At 67.7% G+C, this 17,343-nt stretch carries 17 protein-coding genes; all 17 read left to right on the top strand.

Features of this window, described 5'->3' with window-relative positions:
• The coding region (locus ON38_RS27905; protein WP_039828039.1) for a LuxR C-terminal-related transcriptional regulator at positions 1–796 on the top strand (796 nt) is incomplete at its 5' end.
• Positions 797–940: 144 nt separating this feature from the next.
• Positions 941–1,987 carry an alpha/beta fold hydrolase gene (locus ON38_RS27910; protein ID WP_039828065.1) on the top strand — a complete coding sequence of 349 codons (1,047 nt, stop codon included), beginning with the start codon at positions 941–943 and terminating at the stop codon, positions 1,985–1,987.
• A 229-nt stretch (positions 1,988–2,216) separates the two neighbouring features.
• A complete protein-coding gene (locus tag ON38_RS27915) occupies positions 2,217–2,645 on the top strand; it encodes an SRPBCC family protein (protein ID WP_039828040.1) in 429 nt (142 codons plus the stop codon).
• A gap of 320 nt (positions 2,646–2,965) precedes the next feature.
• Positions 2,966–3,412 (top strand): VOC family protein, encoded by a 447-nt coding sequence (locus ON38_RS27920; RefSeq protein WP_039828041.1) that lies wholly within the window; start codon positions 2,966–2,968, stop codon positions 3,410–3,412.
• A 50-nt stretch (positions 3,413–3,462) separates the two neighbouring features.
• Entirely contained in the window at positions 3,463–4,914 is a 1,452-nt protein-coding gene (locus ON38_RS27925) for a dihydrolipoyl dehydrogenase family protein (RefSeq protein ID WP_039828066.1), read from the top strand.
• A gap of 212 nt (positions 4,915–5,126) precedes the next feature.
• Complete coding sequence (locus tag ON38_RS27935) at positions 5,127–5,993, top strand: oxidoreductase (protein WP_039828043.1); 867 nt, start codon at positions 5,127–5,129, stop codon at positions 5,991–5,993.
• A gap of 8 nt (positions 5,994–6,001) precedes the next feature.
• Positions 6,002–6,295 carry a hypothetical protein gene (locus tag ON38_RS27940; protein ID WP_373281257.1) on the top strand — a complete coding sequence of 98 codons (294 nt, stop codon included), beginning with the start codon at positions 6,002–6,004 and terminating at the stop codon, positions 6,293–6,295.
• A gap of 758 nt (positions 6,296–7,053) precedes the next feature.
• The gene (locus ON38_RS27945; protein ID WP_281004639.1) at positions 7,054–7,776 is read left to right on the top strand and encodes a TSUP family transporter; all 723 of its coding nucleotides are present in this window, start codon (positions 7,054–7,056) and stop codon (positions 7,774–7,776) included.
• Between the two features lie 426 nt (positions 7,777–8,202).
• Positions 8,203–9,552, top strand: coding sequence for an MFS transporter (locus ON38_RS27950; RefSeq protein WP_245564273.1), 1,350 nt, complete (start codon positions 8,203–8,205; stop codon positions 9,550–9,552).
• Position 9,553: 1 nt separating this feature from the next.
• Positions 9,554–10,885 (top strand): MmgE/PrpD family protein, encoded by a 1,332-nt coding sequence (locus ON38_RS27955; protein WP_157181943.1) that lies wholly within the window; start codon positions 9,554–9,556, stop codon positions 10,883–10,885.
• Positions 10,886–11,022: 137 nt separating this feature from the next.
• A complete protein-coding gene (locus tag ON38_RS27960) occupies positions 11,023–11,220 on the top strand; it encodes a hypothetical protein (RefSeq protein ID WP_039828047.1) in 198 nt (65 codons plus the stop codon).
• Positions 11,217–12,137: a TIGR03620 family F420-dependent LLM class oxidoreductase gene (locus ON38_RS27965; RefSeq protein WP_039828048.1), complete on the top strand. Its 921-nt coding sequence runs from the start codon at positions 11,217–11,219 to the stop codon at positions 12,135–12,137. The genes ON38_RS27960 and ON38_RS27965 overlap by 4 nt, the downstream gene beginning before the upstream one ends.
• A gap of 329 nt (positions 12,138–12,466) precedes the next feature.
• The gene (locus tag ON38_RS27970; protein WP_169333306.1) at positions 12,467–13,405 is read left to right on the top strand and encodes an alcohol dehydrogenase catalytic domain-containing protein; all 939 of its coding nucleotides are present in this window, start codon (positions 12,467–12,469) and stop codon (positions 13,403–13,405) included.
• On the top strand, positions 13,402–14,535 hold the full coding sequence (locus tag ON38_RS27975; protein ID WP_039828050.1) for a thiolase family protein: 1,134 nt from the start codon (positions 13,402–13,404) through the stop codon (positions 14,533–14,535). The genes ON38_RS27970 and ON38_RS27975 overlap by 4 nt, the downstream gene beginning before the upstream one ends.
• Positions 14,532–14,942: a Zn-ribbon domain-containing OB-fold protein gene (locus ON38_RS27980; protein ID WP_039828051.1), complete on the top strand. Its 411-nt coding sequence runs from the start codon at positions 14,532–14,534 to the stop codon at positions 14,940–14,942. The genes ON38_RS27975 and ON38_RS27980 overlap by 4 nt, the downstream gene beginning before the upstream one ends.
• Positions 14,943–15,110: 168 nt before the next feature.
• Positions 15,111–16,181 carry a Vgb family protein gene (locus tag ON38_RS27985; protein ID WP_039828052.1) on the top strand — a complete coding sequence of 357 codons (1,071 nt, stop codon included), beginning with the start codon at positions 15,111–15,113 and terminating at the stop codon, positions 16,179–16,181.
• Positions 16,182–16,219: 38 nt separating this feature from the next.
• Positions 16,220–17,053: a TIGR03621 family F420-dependent LLM class oxidoreductase gene (locus ON38_RS27990; protein ID WP_245564276.1), complete on the top strand. Its 834-nt coding sequence runs from the start codon at positions 16,220–16,222 to the stop codon at positions 17,051–17,053.
• The last annotated feature ends 290 nt before the right edge of the window (positions 17,054–17,343 follow it).

Raw genomic sequence — 17,343 nt, forward strand, 5'->3', positions numbered from 1 at the left:
CTACCCGCGGGCCGCGACGCTGGCCGCGGACGCGGAACGGATCGGGCTGGCCTCCGGTGCGCGGCCGGTACTGGCGACGGTCGCGCTGGCCCGTGGCCTGGCCGCGCTCGGCGAGGGCCGTGCCGACGACGCCTACGCCGACCTCGCCCGCATACACGATCCCGCCGATCCGGCCCACACCCCGGCGCTGCGCGCGTACTTCCTCGCCGACCTCGCCGACGCGGCGGTCCGCTCCGGCCGCACCACGGCCCTGCGGGAACTGCTGGACTCCGTGACGCCTGCCGCGGTACGCACCGGCTCACCGGCCCTGCACATCGGACTGCGTTACGCCCGCGCCCTGATCGCCACCGAGACCGCCGACGACCGGTTTGCCGAGGCGCTGGCGGCCGACCTCACCGGGTGGCCGGCCGAACGCGCGCGAGCGCATCTGGCCTACGGCGAATGGCTGCGCCGGCAGCGGCGCATCGTCGACTCCCGGAACCCGCTGCGCACCGCCCGGGAAACCTTCGACGCGCTCGGCTTCACCGCGTGGAGCGAACGGGCGCGCCTGGAGTTGCGGGGCGCCGGCGAGGCGAGTCCGGACCGGGCCGCCGATATCGGCGAACGGCTCACCCCGCATGAAGTCGCCATCGCGCGGCTGGCCGCCCAGGGGCTGACCAATCGTGAGATCGGGCAGCGGCTCTACCTCTCGCACCGCACCGTCAGCACCCATCTGCACCGAATCTTCCCCAAACTCGGCGTCAGCTCCCGCACCGAACTGGCCGCCGTGCTGCAGGCCGCGCCCGGCACCGGGTGAGTCGGTGCGACGGTGACCGGCGCATCGCCGGGCATACCGTCACCCATTACGTCATCCGACGGACGCGGCTCCGCCCCTGGGCTCCCTAGCGTCATCGATGTGACCGATGTGGTCACGAATCGTGTGTTCGACGAGGGAGTTGTGATGGCCATCAGCAGACGACGACTGTTCGGCGGAGCCCTCGCGGTGGGCGCGGCCGGGGTCGCGGTGACCTCGCTCGGCGCCTGCTCGGCCGAGAAGTCCGTGCCACCGGCCACCGCGCCCGGCGCCGCCCTGCGGGCGGGATCGGGGGCCGTTACCGGCCTGCCCCCGGTGCAACAGGTCCGGGCGGGGCTGCTTAACGTCGGATACGTCGAGTACGGTCCCGCCACCGGCACCCCCGTGCTGTTGCTGCACGGCTGGCCCTACGATCCACACAGTTACGCCGATGTCGGCCCGCTGCTGGCGACGGCGGGTTACCGGGTGATCGTGCCCTATCTGCGCGGCTATGGACCGACCACGTTCCTGTCCGACCGCACCGTCCGCAACGGTCAGCAGTCGGCGATCGCCCGTGATGTCGTCGAGCTCATGGACGCGTTGCATATCGACGCAGCGATCCTCGGCGGTTTCGACTGGGGCTCCCGCACCGCCGATATCGTCGCAGCCCTGTGGCCGCACCGCTGCAAGGCGCTGGTATCGGTGAGCGGATATCTGGTCACCTCGCTGACCGCCAACCAGCAGCCGCTGCCGCCGCAGGCCGAACTCGGCTGGTGGTACCAGTACTATTTCGCCACCGAGCGGGGCCGGCTCGGCTACCGCCGCAACCGGCACGAGTTCAACAAGCTGATCTGGCGCACCGCCTCTCCCGCATGGGATTTCGACGACGCCACCTATGATCGCAGTGCCGCCGCGTTCGACAACCCGGACCACGTCGATATCGTCGTCCACAACTATCGCTGGCGGCTGGGTCTGGCGCCGGGCGAGCCGCAGTACGACGGCTACGAACAGCAACTCGCCGCCGCCCCTGCCGTCACCGTGCCGACCATCACCCTGTCGTCCGATTTCGACGGTGCAGCCAAGGACGGGGCGGCCTACCGTGCCAGGTTCACCGGCCGGTACGAGCACCGCGTGCTCGACGGGATCGGGCACAACGTGCCGCAGGAGGCGCCGCAGCCCTTCGCCCGGGCGATCATCGACGCCGACCAACTCTGAGAGCCCTGCGGCGCACACCGGCGACGTACTGCCCGTCCTGCCCCGATGCCCGCCGCAGGACGTACCCGGGATACGTCACCGCAGCGTCATCCGACGGATTCGTCGCCCCACCCCGGGCGGCAATGCTCGGCAGGTACCCGGAAACCGCCGAGACGGAACCGCCGCACCACCGGCGACAGGCTCGGTCCGGCGCCACCCGGCCCCACATCAGATATCGAGGAGTAACACCGTGACCACGATCCGTTTCCAGCTGCAGTCCACCCTGAGCCCCGCCGAGGTGCTGGGAGTGCTCACCGACTTCGGGCCCACCCGTCCCGAAGCGTGGCCGACCATCGATGCCGAGCACTTCACGGTGCACGACCGCGGCGAGACCTGGGCCGACGTCACCGAAGGCACCGCGGCCGCGTGGGAGCGCGCCCGCTACGAATGGGATCCGGCGGGCACCACCGTCACCATCCGCACCTTGGACTCCAAGCTCTTCGGCACGGGCGGCGGCTGGATCTTCCGTGCCGTCCCGGAGGACGCGGGCTCCCGGGTCGAGGTCGAACTGACCCGCACTCCGACAACGCTGAAGGGCCGGATCCTGGCTGCGCTGCTGCCCGTGGTCGGCCCGTCCTCGCTACGCAAATCCTTCGCCGGGCCATTGCGCGTCGTGTGATGTCCGCGCCCTCCGAATTCTCGTCACCTCGATCCTGAACGGACGCTTTCATGACTCGTTCGAGCGCCGCCGCGGGCGGCACCCCGAACCGCTGGTTCTGTTCGCCGAATTCGCCGAGCGGGCCTACGCGACCGGTGGCGAGCACGGTGCCGACCGCTACCTCGGCCCGGGCATCGGTGAACTCGCCGCCTTCTTCGACGGCGGCCTGCGCCCGCTCGTCCGAGCACACACAAGGGCGCCGTCGCGCAGTCGGTGACTGCCGGCGTCCGTCGCGCCGGACCCGCGGGCGCGGATCGAAACCACACGAAGGAAACCAGATCATGGATATGAAGCTCGAAGTCGTCGTTATGCCTGTCGCCGATGTCGATCGCGCGAAACGGTTCTACGCCGAATGTGTCGGCTTCCGGCTCGACGTCGACCACACCGCAAACGAGGAATATCGCGTTGTCCACCTGACCCCGCCGGGTTCGGGTTGCTCGATCCTCTTCGGCACCGGCGTGACCACCGCGGCGCCGGGATCACTGCAGGGGTTGCATCTGGTCGTCGCGGATATCGAGGGGGCGGTAGCCGATCTGCGCGGCCGCGGCGTCGAGGTGCAGGGCCCGTTCCACGACGATTCCGGGGTGTTCCATCACGCGGGCACCGCGCACCGCTCGGCCGGTGTGCATCCGCGGCGTGCCAGTTACGGCTCGTTCGCCGCGTTCGCCGACCCCGATGGGAACAGCTGGTTCCTGCAGGAGGTCACCCAGCGGCTCCCCGGCCGGTGACCAACGGTTCGACAGACATCATGTTCGACACTGCGAGAGACGAGATCGAGATGAGCGACAACCTTTCCCGGATCTACGACGTCGTGGTCATCGGGGCGGGCCCGGTGGGCGAAAACGTCGCCGACCGGACGAGTGCCGCCGGACTGCGTACGGTGATCGTGGAATCCGAACTCGTCGGCGGCGAATGTTCCTATTGGGCCTGCGAACCCAGCAAGGCGCTGCTGCGACCGGCTCTGCTCTACGCCGAGGCAGCGCGGATGCCCGGGGTCGGCGCGGCGCTCACCCGGCCGATCGATGCCGATGCTGTGCTGGCGTACCGGGACCGGATGTCCGCCGACTGGGACGACCGGCATCAGGTGGCCTGGCTGAAGTCCGCGGGCATAACGCTGTTCCGCGGGCACGGCCGGATCACCGGCGAGCGGCGGGTCGCGGTGGAAACACCCGACGGACCGGTCGTGCAGTTGACCGCGCGGTACGCGGTCGTCGTATGCACCGGCACCCGCGCAGCGCTACCGCCACTGCCGGGGCTGGACTCGGTGCGCCCGTGGACGAGCCGGGAAGCCACCAGTGCCCGCGCGGTGCCGGCCCGGCTGGCCGTGCTCGGCGCGGGGGTGGTCGCCACCGAGATGGCCACGGCGTGGCAGGCGCTCGGCTCGCGGGTCGCGCTCATCGCCCGGGAGAACAGGTTGCTTCCGCGCGCCGAGCGGTTCGCCGCCGAACTGGTCGCCGAGCGGCTGCGTGGAGCGGGCGCCGAGCTCCGGTTCGGCACCACCATCACCCACGCCGAACGCGCCGGCGGGCCGGACGATACCGTGCACCTCACCCTCACCGACGGCAGCCGGATCATCGCCGACGAGCTACTGCTCGCGACCGGGCGCGATCCGCGCACCGAGGACATCGGACTGGACAGCGTCGGACTCGTCTCGGGGCAGTGGCTCGACACCGACGACACCTTCACCGTGCCGACGGTCGCCGGTGCATGGCTGTACGCGGTGGGCGACGTCAACCGCCGTGGGTTACTCACCCACCAGGGCAAGTACCAAGCGCGGATCGCGGGCGCCGTCATCGCCGACCGAGCCCGCGGTCGCGCCCTGGACCCCGAACCGTGGGGCAGGCATAGGGGCACCGCCGATCTGGTGGCGGCTCCGCAGGTGGTGTTCACCGATCCGGAGGTTGCCGCCGTCGGCCTCACGACCGAGGAGGCCGAACAGGCCGGGCGACCGGTCGACGTGGTCGACTACGACATCGGCGGCGTCGCGGGCGCCCTGCAGTACCTCCCGGAGTACCGAGGGCGAGCGCGAATCGTGATCGATCCGGACCGTCACGTGATCATCGGGGCGACTTTCGCCGGGCCGGGAGTGGCCGAGCTACTACACTCGGCGACCGTCGCAATCGTCGCCGAGATACCGATCCATCGTCTCTGGCACGCCGTCCCGTCGTTCCCGACCATCAGCGAGATCTGGCTGCGCCTGCTCGAGACCTATCGCGATCGGCGCCGATGAACACCTTCACCGCTGCCGGCCCATCCGGCATCGTTCAGCACGGCGATGGCGACGACCTGTTGTATCGGCAGTGCATCGGTGATCCCCGGCAACCCGGTACCGGATCGTATACATCGATATTTCCGTCGTCCGGTGCCGGGAACATCAGCGACGCCGTCCGCACCCGGACGGATCTCACGACATGCGATTCCACCCGAAAAGGAGCATAAGAAATGTCCGATACTTCGAAGGTCTGGCTCGTGACCGGTAGTTCGCGGGGGTTCGGCGCGGAACTGGTCCGCGCGGCGCTCGCCCACGGGGACCGGGTCGTCGCCACGGCACGACACCCGGAACGACTGCGGGCGGTCGTCGACCGCAGTGACGGTCGAGCCCGGGCTTTCCCGCTCGATGTCACCGATGCGGCCGCGGCCGCGGCCGCCGTCGAGTTCGCCGTCGCCGAATTCGGGCGGATCGACGTGGTCGTCAACAACGCCGGCTACGCCGACAGTGCCGCGATCGAGGAAATGGACGCCGACGATTTCCGCGCCCAGATCGAGGCCAACCTGTTCGGGGTCGTCAATGTCACCCGCGCCGCCCTGCCGGTACTGCGCGCCCAGCGCTCCGGCGTCTTCGTCCAGTTCTCCTCCGTCGGCGGCCGGGTCGGCGGAACACCGGGCATGGGGGCGTACCAGACCGCGAAGTTCGCGGTCGAGGGGTTCTCCGAGGTCCTGGCCGCCGAAGTGCAGCCGTTCGGGGTGAAGGTGATCATCGTGGAGCCCGGAGCGTTCCGCACCGACTGGCAGGGCTCCTCCATGCGGATGCGCGAGCCGGGGCCGGACTATCGCGAAACAGTCGGACGGATGCATGAGATGCGCCGCGCGACCGACGGGAAGCAGCCCGGCGACCCCGCCCGGGCAGCGGGGATCATCGTCGATATCGTCGGCAATTCCGAGCCCCCTCGACGGTTGCTGCTGGGCGGCGGCGCGGTGGAACAGGCGTTGGCCGCCGGCGCAAAACGCGACGAAGAAGCCCGGCGCTGGGCCGCGGTCAGCCGTAACGCCGACTTCCCGGAGCACGCACGCGCGAGTTCGGACGGCTGACCGAAGCCATCGGTCTCTACGAGCAGAACCTCGCCGACTGCGATCGTGCTATGGGGCCCGGTTCACTTGGCGCCTTGCAGTACCGCAACAGCCTTGCTGGCGCCAATGAAAAGCTGGGACGGTTGGCCCAGGCCATCGGTCTGTACGAGCAGAACGTCGCTGATGCCGAGCGGCTCGGGGTGCATGACTACTCCCAGGCTGTGGCTGGGCTGTTGCTCGCAGTGGCTCCCGGAGACTGTCGGTTGCTGCAGCGCGTCGTCGCACCGAACTGCCGGCTCGCCACCCTCGGCTACAGCAACTGAGCACCGATTCGGTACGCCGCCGATTACGTCGAAGTATTCGAGGACACCTACGGTTACGGGCACTTCGTCGGCACGCCGGAGGCGGGACCGTACAACGGGTTCGGGACCCCGGTGTGCCCCACCATGGAGCTGGCGGGTGGTTGGTGCTGGGTCGAACGTTGCGACGGCCCGGATTACGAGCAAGCACGGTGAACCGGCATCAGTCCGTCGAACGATTTCTTGTGGCTAGACTGCCGGCTGCTCGATAGCGAGGCACCCGATGAGGCGATGTGGAGCTTGCGAACGCCTCGCTCTACGAGTTGACTTCTCCTTGGGCAGCGAATTCAGTGCCTCCCTGCGTGAAGATGCGGATCTTGAAAATTCTCTGGTCGGGGCAGAAGTGCTTGTAGCGGTCGTTGGGCGATCACACCCACCGGCCCGCGGCGAAGCCAGATCGGGGCGCAAACGCGAAAAGAATACTCGCTGGAACGTGTACGATCGCAGCATGCGCACCAAACGTGTGCACACTTGCTGCAAACCCAGTGTTCTGATCCCCCTCCGGACACTTTTTCCATCCTCTGACCTGAGATTATATTCAGGTTCCATAACTACCTTTGTGACATATCCGCAGTTCAGCTTGGTGGGGGGCATGTCCTCTCCGGACACTTTTTCGTAGCATTCTGCCCTGGCAACTGTGTAGTTGCACGGGCATCGACACCACCGCGACCACAGCTAAAGTTGCCACCGTCCTTGCGCATCTCACCGGCGAACCCAACGCGCTGGCGCGTCAGGGCCAGGGCGACGGTGGCCGCGGAGCCCGACCGTGGGCAGCTGCTGCGGCAGCCTCGACGGCCTTCCTGGTCGAGGTAGTCGTCGAGGCGATAGCCGAGCAGGCTCCGGCGCAGTATCGGGCCGCTAGTCTCCGTAGCCGGGGCCCGATCCTGGGTCTGCTCGCCATCGGTGGGCTCCTCGGTGCCGCGCTCGCACTGGCGGTCCCAGCAGAAGTGAGTTCCTGGGGTTTCGTGATCTATATTGCGGTCACAATCATCGACGTGCTCGCCGGCCCTGGATTCCTCCGCTCTGCCGACGCCGCTCACGAAGATGTCTCACGGCCCGCGATCCCGACCAGACTCGGCGCGCCGATCGGCGCGATCGCGTCCTTCCTCGGCGTCGGCGGCAGTGTGATGACCGTCCCGCTTCTGCGCCGCGCCGGTCTCCCGATGGGTCAGGCCGCAGCGCTCGCGAACCCGCTGACCCTCGCGATCGGCACCCCCGCCGCCGTCGTGTTCCTCGCCGCCCGCCACGCGGCGGATCTCCACGGTGCGGTGTTCGCGGTCGGGATTGTCGATCTCGGCGCCGCAGCGTTCCTCCTGGCAGGGGCGATCCCGGTCATCGTAGTGCTTCGCCGCCGCCCCCCGAGCATCCCTGACCGGGTACACGCCTGGTTCTATGTCGGCCTTCTCGCCGTCGTGCTGACGGCAATGCTCCTCCCGCTGACCTGAGCAGCGATGGGCCCATGCCCATTCAAAGCGAGCAGGCCCACGCCGGGTCTCGACCATGTCGTCGAGCGCCTCGTCTTACCCCGTCTGCTCGCTGAGCTGCGTGACATGCTTCTGCGCGGTCTCCGCGCGGGAGCTGTTTACCCGCAGGAAGCGATACAGGCGGGTATGGGCTTCTCTGGCTTGGCGCTCTGTGGCTTCGGTAGTCGCACACCCACCATTCAAATCGACAAAGTGACGCTTGACTCGACAGGGTGATGTCTGTAGCTTCGGTGAGACCTGGATCACGCTCCGTCGACGAGGGTGGTTCCAGGAGGCGCGCGGTGGACTCGCTGTTTTGCCGCGTATATCTGTCAGTCGTCCCCGGTCGAAGGCCGTGGATGTCGCTGCCGGTCAGGTCTTTCGTCACTGCCAACTCGGGAGCCACCGATGTCCACTGAGTACTTTGAATCCCCCCTCCCATCCGCACGAACGATGCGACGGGTCACGTGGGCTGCCGCCGCAGGCAATACAATCGAGACCTACGACTACGCTGTCTACGGGTTTCTGGCCGTCGTCCTGGCGAAGCTCTTCTTTCCGAACACTCATCCCGGCGTTGCGCTTCTGTCCACGTTCGCAGTCTTCGGCGTCGCTTTTCTTGTGCGGCCGCTCGGTTCCTTGCTGTTCGGCACAATCGCCGACCGTTTCGGTCGGCGCACCTCACTGCTCGGCACACTCGTGCTGGTTACGGGTGCGACCACGATGATCGGGTTGTTGCCCACGGTCGACTCGATCGGGGTCTGCGCCCCGGCTCTGCTCGTCCTCATGCGCCTGTTGCAGGGGTTGGCGGCTGGAGGCGAGTACAGCACTGCCATGGTCTACGCCGCCGAGTTCACCCCGCAGAACCGACGCGGCGCGATGACCAGTCGCGTCCAACTCGGCAGCGTGATCAGTTTGCTGCTGGCGGCGGGCGTGATACTGCTGCTCAACACCGTTCTTCCCGCTGAGGCGATGACCGCGTGGGGCTGGCGGATTCCGTTTCTGCTCGCGCTGCCGATGGGCTTGTTCGGCATCTACATTCGTACCCGGCTCGAAGAGTCGCCGGAGTTCCAGGCGATGGCGAAGGCAGGTGAGGTCCCGTCCTCACCTGCGAAGGAAGCCTTTGCCCGACACTGGAATTTGATCATACTGGTCTTCGGGGTCGCGGCATTCCAGCAGATCGGATATTACGTCGCCTTCACCTATGCGCAGTCCTACATCATCGAGCTGGGCTTTACGCACGGGCAGGCCACGCTCGCAACGGCAATCAGCATCGCAGTTGCCGTCGTACTTGTCGCGGTCGGTGGGCCTATCGCTGATCGGGTGGGCCGGTGGCCGATGCTCCTGGGGCTTTCCGGCGCGATGATCGTGGTCGTATACCCACTATTCGTCGGCCTCTCCTCGGCTAGGAGCGTGCCAGTACTCACGCTGATGACGGTGGCACTGGGTATTCTGCCGGCTCTGTATACGTCGGTAGCTCCGGCGACATATATCGAGATCCTGCCTGCCGAGGTGCGCGGCACGATCTTCGCGGTCGGGTTCGCCTTGGCTGCCGCATTATTGGGCGGGCCTGCCCTTTACATCAGCCAATTCCTCATCGAAACAACGGGCGACGAGCGCGCGCCGGCCTTCTTCGTAATGCTCGGCGCGGTGCTCAGCCTGGTTGCGGCGTTGGCGGTCCGCCGCCGGCGGCCGACGGTGCTGCTCGCTGACCGAATGCCCACAGCCGTGCTGTCCGACCGTGCGTCAGAGGGGGTCTGAGGTGTACCTCGACGATTTGGCCGGGCAGCTCGAGGCTCTCGCTCCACAGCTGTCGGATTCGCACCTCGAGCGGGCGGGTCTTTGCGTGCTCGACGCTCTGGCCTGCGTCTATGGCGGCCGGAGGATGCCGTGGGTCGCGCAGGCGCGGGCCGTCGCAGACGCGGGAGGTGCGGGTGGTAGCAGCGTGTGGGCCAGCGGCGGAACACGTCGCGGACTCGTCGATGCGGTCTTTGCCAACTCGGTCGGATGTCATTCGCTGCTGTACGAGGACACACACGCGGAGAGTCGGGTCCATCCCGGGACCGTTGTGGTTCCGGCTGCGTTGGGCGTCGGTGAACTGGTCGACGCGCCCGGGGCAGACGTCATGAGGGCCGTGGTGCTCGGATACGAGGCGATTGCGCAGGTGGCGACGAGCACGATGACAGCGGAATTCGTCGCGCGAGGTTGGCGGGCGAGCAGTGTTTTCGGGCCGTTCGGTGCTGTCGCTGCCGCGGCGTACCTGTACGGGCTGGATCGCTCGAAGGCGGCGCACGCTCTCGGTATCGCCGCCAGCTTCTCCTCCGGTGTTTGTGCGTGGGCGCAGGACGGAACGACCGAGGTCTACTTCCAGCCGGCGGCGGCGGCCCGGGACGGGATCGTCGCGGTGTTGCTGGCGCGTGCCGGCGCCTCCGGGGCGGCCGGCGCTGTCGATGGGCCGTTTGGTCTCCGTCGCGCATTCGCTGGGGCAGTCGACAGGGTGCTCGGGCCCGCTATCGCGGCGGACCGGCCGGCGATCGAACGGTCATTCTTCAAGGCTCACCCGTCCTGCGCGTTCACCCAGGCTGCCATCGACGCTGCGGTGCAGTTGCACCTCCGCTGTATCGAACCTGCCACCGTCGCCGGGGTGACGGTTTACACCTCCTCCGCGGCTGCAACGTATCCGGGCTGCGACAATCCGGATTCGCTCGATACGTCGATCTCACGCCAGATGAGCCTTCAGTTCGCGGTGGCTGCCGCGCTGGTCGACGGGCGGCTCGAGCCGCGCCGGTACGAGGGGACGATCGATAGCCGGCTCGCTGCACTTGCCGCGCGGACTCGGGTGGTGGTCGACCCGGACTATGACCGAACGTATCCATCTCGTCTGGACGCACGAGTGGAGCTACTGCAAATCGATGGTGGGCAGGCCTGGGCGGTCAGTGCTGATCGAGTGGACCTCGCACCTGCGAGCGTTCTCGACAAATTTCGCATGCATGCCGGCGCGGAGCTCGGAGACGACGTGTCCGAGAAAGTCATCCGGCTGCTCGGCTGTAGTAGTGAGTGGACTGCCCGTGACCTCATAGGCTATTTGACCTAGCTATATAGGCAGTATGTTGTTTGAACCAACAGGTTGTTGCGTCTGGTGCGGGCCAGCGGACGCTGCTCCGAGATCCAGTCAGGAAGGACCTCAACGTGCACTCCTCGGATTCATTTCAGATCGGTTGCGGAACCGGTGTGACCCGCAGCGGTTCCGTCGTCGCGGGTGACGATGTGCCCTGTGTGGTTGTGCAGGCCCGCTTCGACAGCGGTCCGCAGCTGACCATTACGTGGGTCGGCCCTGACGACCCGGAAATCGTCGGTGCGGTCGCCGTGTCGTCCAGTGAGGTCGCCGATGGTGGGGCGCGGCCCGAGTTCGGACCGGCGCGGTCATGACGGGTGGTCGGGAGCTGGCGGCCCGGGTCGGGCCTGTCGGCGTCTGGCTCGCGGCGTTGGCGGAGATCTCGGCCGACCAGGCCAGCGATGCTGCGCGGACGATCGAGAGCCTCGGGTACGGCGCCCTCTGGATCGGTGAGTCGCCTGCGCACAAGGAGGTCTTCACTCATGCGGGCCTGCTGCTCGCAGCCACGGAGCGCCTCGTCGTCGCAACCGGTATCGCCACCATCTGGGGTAGGGACGCCGTTGCCGCAGACTGCGCCGCCCAAACCCTCGGCGAGGCTTACCCGGGTCGGTTCGTGCTCGGCCTGGGCGCGAGCCATGCCGAGGCCGGGCGTGGGCAGGGGCACGACCGCCCGTTCACCGCGCTACGCGAATACCTCGACGTGCTCTATACCCGGCCCTACCGGGGTCCGGTGTCGGAGGCCGCGGTGCCGACGGTGCTCGCTGCGCTGCGACCACGCATGCAGGAGCTGGGTCGCGACCGCGCCGACGGGGTGCACACATTTTTCGTGCCGCCATCGCACACTGCTGCGGTGCGTGAGCGGCTCGGTCCGAGCGCGTTCCTCGCTCCGGAGCAGGCCGTTGTCGTCGACCCGGATCCTGTGGTGGCTCGCGGGATCGCGCGGGCACACGTCTCGAGCAGATTGCGGCTGCGCAACTACGTGGCACACCTGGAAGCGGTCGGCTACACCCAGGCCGACCTCGAAGGTTCCGGAAGCGACCGCATGATCGATGACCTGGTGGCCTGGGGAGACGCGGACACGGTGGCTGAGCGGGTCCGTGCACACCTCGTTGCGGGCGCTGACCACGTGGCCGTGCACCCACTCGTCGGTGCCGCAGCCGGGCCTGCCGGGCTCCTGTCCCAGCTTCGACAGCTCGCACCGAAGCTGATCCGCGCCGTTGCCCAGGACTGAGCGCTGCCCGCGAACGAAGGACCACCGATGAATACCCATCTCCGGACCTGCCATGCCCACGAGATCTCCCGACACATCACCGAAGGACTGAGGTATCCGACGGGAGAGCAGGACCTGATCACACGCCCGTGCCGCAGCAGACGGAACGACGTACGCGCGCGTCTGAGAACTGCGGCCTTCGCCTCCTGCCTGGTACTTGATCCTGCCGCTGGGCGCGTCGGCATTCCAGGGAAGGCAATCGGGTGCGAGCCGCGGTCCTGAGTAGTACCGATGGGACCGGGATTTTGGACCTGATAGAGTTCGCCCGGCCCGTCCCGGGGCCCGGACAGGTGCTCGTACAGGTAATCGCATGTGGGGTCTGTGGTCACGATCAGGCCGACCGGGCCGGCCTGCTGAAGATCCCGCTACCCGCGGTGCTGGGCCACGAGATCTCCGGCATCGTCGCGGACGTCGGTATCGGGGTGACCCGGTTCGTCCCCGGCGACCGAGTTGCCGCCAAGCAATTCGGAACTTGCGGGCATTGCTCATCCTGCCGTGACGGTGACGAGCTGCGCTGCCCGGAGCGTACTTTCACCTACGGCGGATACGCCGAGTACGCGGTGCTGCCCGAGACCTCCCTGCTCGCCGTGCCACCCGAGGCCGATCTCGTCGCCGCGTCGGTGGTCGCCTGCGCAGTCGGCACCGGTTTGCAGGCGCTGAGCACCCGTGCCGCGTTGCGCCCGGGGGAGACAGTGCTGGTCACGGGCGCGGGCGGCGGACTGGGCCTGCACGGGGTGCAGGTCGCGGCGGCACTCGGTGCCCGTCCGGTGGCGCTGACCGGCGACGCGGACAAGGCCGCCTCGCTTCGCGAGCTCGGTGCGGACGAGGTCATCACCACGGGGGACACCGCCTGGCAGGAGATCCTCGACATCACCGACGGGCGTGGAGCCGACATCGTCCTCGACAACGTGGGGCATCCAGAGATCTTCCGGCAAGCCTTCCGCGCCCTCGCCGACCGCGGCCGCTATGTCCTGACCGGGCAGGTCGGCCCGACCCCGCTGCGAGTACACCCCGCCTTCCTCTTCGCCAAGGACGCGGTGATCACCGGGTCCGGCTCCACCTCGATGGCCATATTCACCGAAGCGCTCGCGATGGTCGCGGATGGCCGGGTCACCCCGTTTGTGGCCCGATACCCGCTCGACGACGTAGGCCGCGCGTTCCGCGACCTCGACGACCGCCGCGTGACCGGGCGCGCGGTTCTCATTCCGTCCGCAGGAGGCCCGATATGATAACTACGCTCCGTGCCGCCGTCGTCGGCGTCGGTCTGACGCCCTTCGGCAAACTGCCCGGACGCACCGCCGACGACCTCGGCGGCTGGGCCCTACGCGAGGCATTGAACGATGCCGGACTCACTCCCGGACATATCGACGGGCTGATCACCAGCAGGGTGAGCAGCTACGAGGCGATCGCAGCCGACCACAGCATCCAGCCCCGTTGGGTGACACATCTGCCACCCGAGGGCCGGATGGCCGGAGTGGCCGTGCACACCGCGCTGGTCGCCCTCGCGACGGGACAATGCCGAACTGTCGCACTCGTCTACGGCAACGACGGGGCCTCCGCCGGGGCCACCTACGGCGGCGGCGTAGGCGAGGCGTATGGCACCTCGGGCTCTCTCGTCACTCCCTACGGGATGACCTCGCCGGGGGCGTTCTACGCCATGATGCTGCAACGCCACCGCACGCTCTACGGGACCAGCGAGGAGCAGTTGGCCACGGTATCGATGACCTTCCGCGAGCATGCCGGGCTGAACCCGAACGCGGTGATGCGCAAGCCCGTATCGCTGGAGGAATACCGATCGTCGAGGTTCGTCGTGGAGCCTCTGCACCTACTCGATTACTGCCTGATCAACGATGGCGGGGCAGCCATGATTCTCACGGTCCCCGAGGCCGCCTCCGATCATCTCCGGCCTCCGGTATTTGTCCTCGGCGCCGCTCAGGCCGGGCAGCTCGTCGAGTCCGATTTCCCGCCGGACGACTTCTGGGCCGGCGCGCTGTCGACCGTCGGCGCCCGCGCCTGGGCCGCCGCAGAGCGAGACCAGCGCGATGTGGACGCCCTGATGATCTACGACAACTTCAGTCCCAACGTACTGTTCGCCCTGGAAGGCCTCGGCTACTGCGCACCGGGTGAGTCCGGGGAATTCATTCAGGGAGGTCGGATCGGCCTCGGCGGCGAGCTTCCGATCAACACCTCGGGCGGGCATCTGTCCGAGAGCTACATGCAGGGCTGGGCGTTGAGCGTCGAGGCAGTCCGGCAGCTGCGCGGAGAGTGCGGACCACGACAGGTCGCGGGCGCGTCGCTGATCCAGTGGGCCTGCTCCGCGCCGATCGTCACCTCGGTGATCTACGGGAAGGAATTATGACCACCGTGCAGCCCGAGCCCCTGTCCGCTCGCATCCGGTACCACCTCGAGGGCCTGCGTGCGGGCGAGATCCGAATCACCCGATGCTCCGTATGCCGGCGAGCGCAGCTACCGCCGCGGTCATCCTGCCCCGAGTGTCATACGGGTGAGCCGTTCACCTGGGAGCGGGCAAGCGGCCGTGCCACCATCTGGTCCTTCTGCGTATTCCACAAGGCTTATTTGCCACCGCCCGCTCCGCAGCCGCCGTACACCGTCGCGGTAGTCGAGCTGGCCGAGGGGCCTCGGATGGTCACCAACATCGTCGACGTAGACCCGCACACCCTCCGGATCGGCGATTCGGTAGACCCTGTATTCGGACCCGATGGCGCACCGGAGGTTCGGTTCCGACCCGTCACGCTGCGGCGATGAACTCCCCGGGTGGAAACCGTGTGCTCCCGCCCGGCAGCCACGGCCCTGCCGTAGGGACTGCCGAGGTGCTCGCCGAGACAATCCCCCGCCCTATACCGGCCGAAACCGGTGGCAGCTATGTGAGTGCCGCCCAGCTGGACCGCTGGTCAGACAAGAAGAGGACAGAACATGCTCACTCGACAACGCCTGGCAGCCGGCCTGATCATCGGTACCACTGCCGTGGTCGCCGCCTGCTCGACCAGCGGGCCGGGCTCGGTCGTCGTGGACGACGGTCCCAAGGTAGCCGAGGGCTACCGGCTGGAGCGGGTCGTCACCGGTACCGCGCTGCACAGCATCAACGGGATCACTATTCGTCCGGACGGGACGCTGGTGGCCACGAGCCCGGCAGGCGAGACGATCGCCGAGATCGACCCGTCGACCGGTGCTTTCACCCCGTTGGTCGGCTCACCCGATGGCAGGTCCGATGATGCCGTCGTCACCCCGACCGGGGAGTTGATCTGGACGGATCCCGCAGGCGGTGTCGTACGGCGCCGCGAAACCGATGGCACCATAAGCACTGTCGTGGACGACCTACCCGGGGCAAACTCCATCGCCTACGACCGTGCGCGAGTCCGGCTCTTCGTCGGACAGACTTACCTGGGCAGCGGGCTTTGGGAGATAGATCCCACCGGTGCGTCGCCGAAACGGCTCATCGCCGAGGATGCAGGCAAGCCGAACGCATTCGCCTTCGGTCCCGACGCAACCTCTGCGCTGATCGGATCGATCCAGGTCCTCGACCGAACCGGCCATCCTCTGCGCCAGGTGGCCGGATTCCAGCAGCCAGGCCACGCCATCGAGCAGGACGACGGAGTTCTGATCGTGACCGAGCCCTCGAACGGCAGGTTGCTCCGGGTGGACGGCGGCGCCGCCGCGCCTCGACCGATCGCAGAGGGTCTCGGCACCCCGACCGGGCTCGCAGTCGCCGGCGACGGCCGGATCCTCGTCACCGACGCTTCCGAGGGGCGTGTGCTCGCCATCGACCCCGAAGCCGGAGGCGTCACCGTCGTCGGCACGGATCTCGGTGCACCTCGCCGTGTCGCTATCGCACGGACAGGGGACCGCAGGTCTTCTCATCGGCATCGCGCCGAACAGCAGCTCGGAGACCGCCGCACTGCGATTCGACACGCTTGGCGGGAGCGAGCCCTCGAAGGGCGGAACCGGCGGCTGTCCGGGGCCTGCGTCGTGGGGCAGGCGCGATGAGTGCAGCGTTCAGGTTCGGGGTCAACCTGCTCAGCCCGGTGGGCCGGGCGGAGTGGCAGGAGCGCTGCCGTCGGGCCGAAACTCTCGGATACGACGTCATCGCGGTAGCTGACCATCTCGGCATGCCGAGCCCATTTCCGGCGCTGGTGTCCGCCGCTGAAGTCACGGCTCGACCCCGGTTGTCGGTCTTCGTGCTCAACGCGGCCTTCTACAATCCGGCTCTGCTCGCGCGTGACCTGGCCTCGACCGACCAGCTGACCGACGGGCGGCTCGATATCGCGCTCGGCGCCGGATACGCCAAGGCCGAGTTCGACGCCGCAGACATACCTTTCCCGACAGCCCGCGAGCGCGTCGACCACCTCGAACACACGGTGCTCGAGATACGGAGGCTCCTCGAGGATCCAGGGCATGCACCGCGACCAGTGCAAGAGCATGTTCCGCTCACTATCGCCGGGAACGGTGACCGCGTGTTGCGATTGGCCGCCCGGCACGCCGATACCGTCGCCCTCAGCGGTTCCGCAGCCGGTTCACGGCCGGGCAAGCACCGTTTCCTCGGCCGCCACGAACTCGGTGAACGACTCGGTCATATCGCCGAACACGTCAGAGGCCGTGCGCCCGGTCCGGAGCTCAACCTTTTGATTCACGCGGTTTCCCTCGACGGCACCCGCAAGGAAGTCGTCCGTGGGTTGCGTCGCTTCGACGACACAATGACCGAAGACCAGCTCGCGGATGTTCCTAGTCTGCTCATCGGGGCACCGACCCGGATTGCGGAAGAGTTGCACCGGCTCCGAGCTGAAGCCGGGATCAGCTACATCACAGTGCCGGAGCCGGCGATGGATACATTTGCCGAGGTGCTGTCTCAGCTTCGCTGACGACGCTATAAACGGGGGACTGCGGCCCGTTGCCCGAGACCGCCACACCGCCTGAACTGCACCACGCCAAGTCTCGAGGCGGGAAGCACGTCGGCAAGTTACGCGTAATCCGGCGTGTACTGGTCGGCGTGGGTCCAAGGTCTGCCCGAGTTACCGACCTGCCTGCGCAGGATTCGTGTTCCGTCCGAGCTGTCGCCGAGGCGTGGAGTCCTGGTTCGACGCGGCCCGCCCCAGTGCTTACCACTGCCGATTACTCGGTGGCCTCGTTGGCACCTTCGGTGCTGTGATCG

The sequence above is a fragment of the Nocardia testacea NBRC 100365 genome, from assembly GCF_000308775.1.
GTDB classification, from domain to species: domain Bacteria; phylum Actinomycetota; class Actinomycetes; order Mycobacteriales; family Mycobacteriaceae; genus Nocardia; species Nocardia testacea.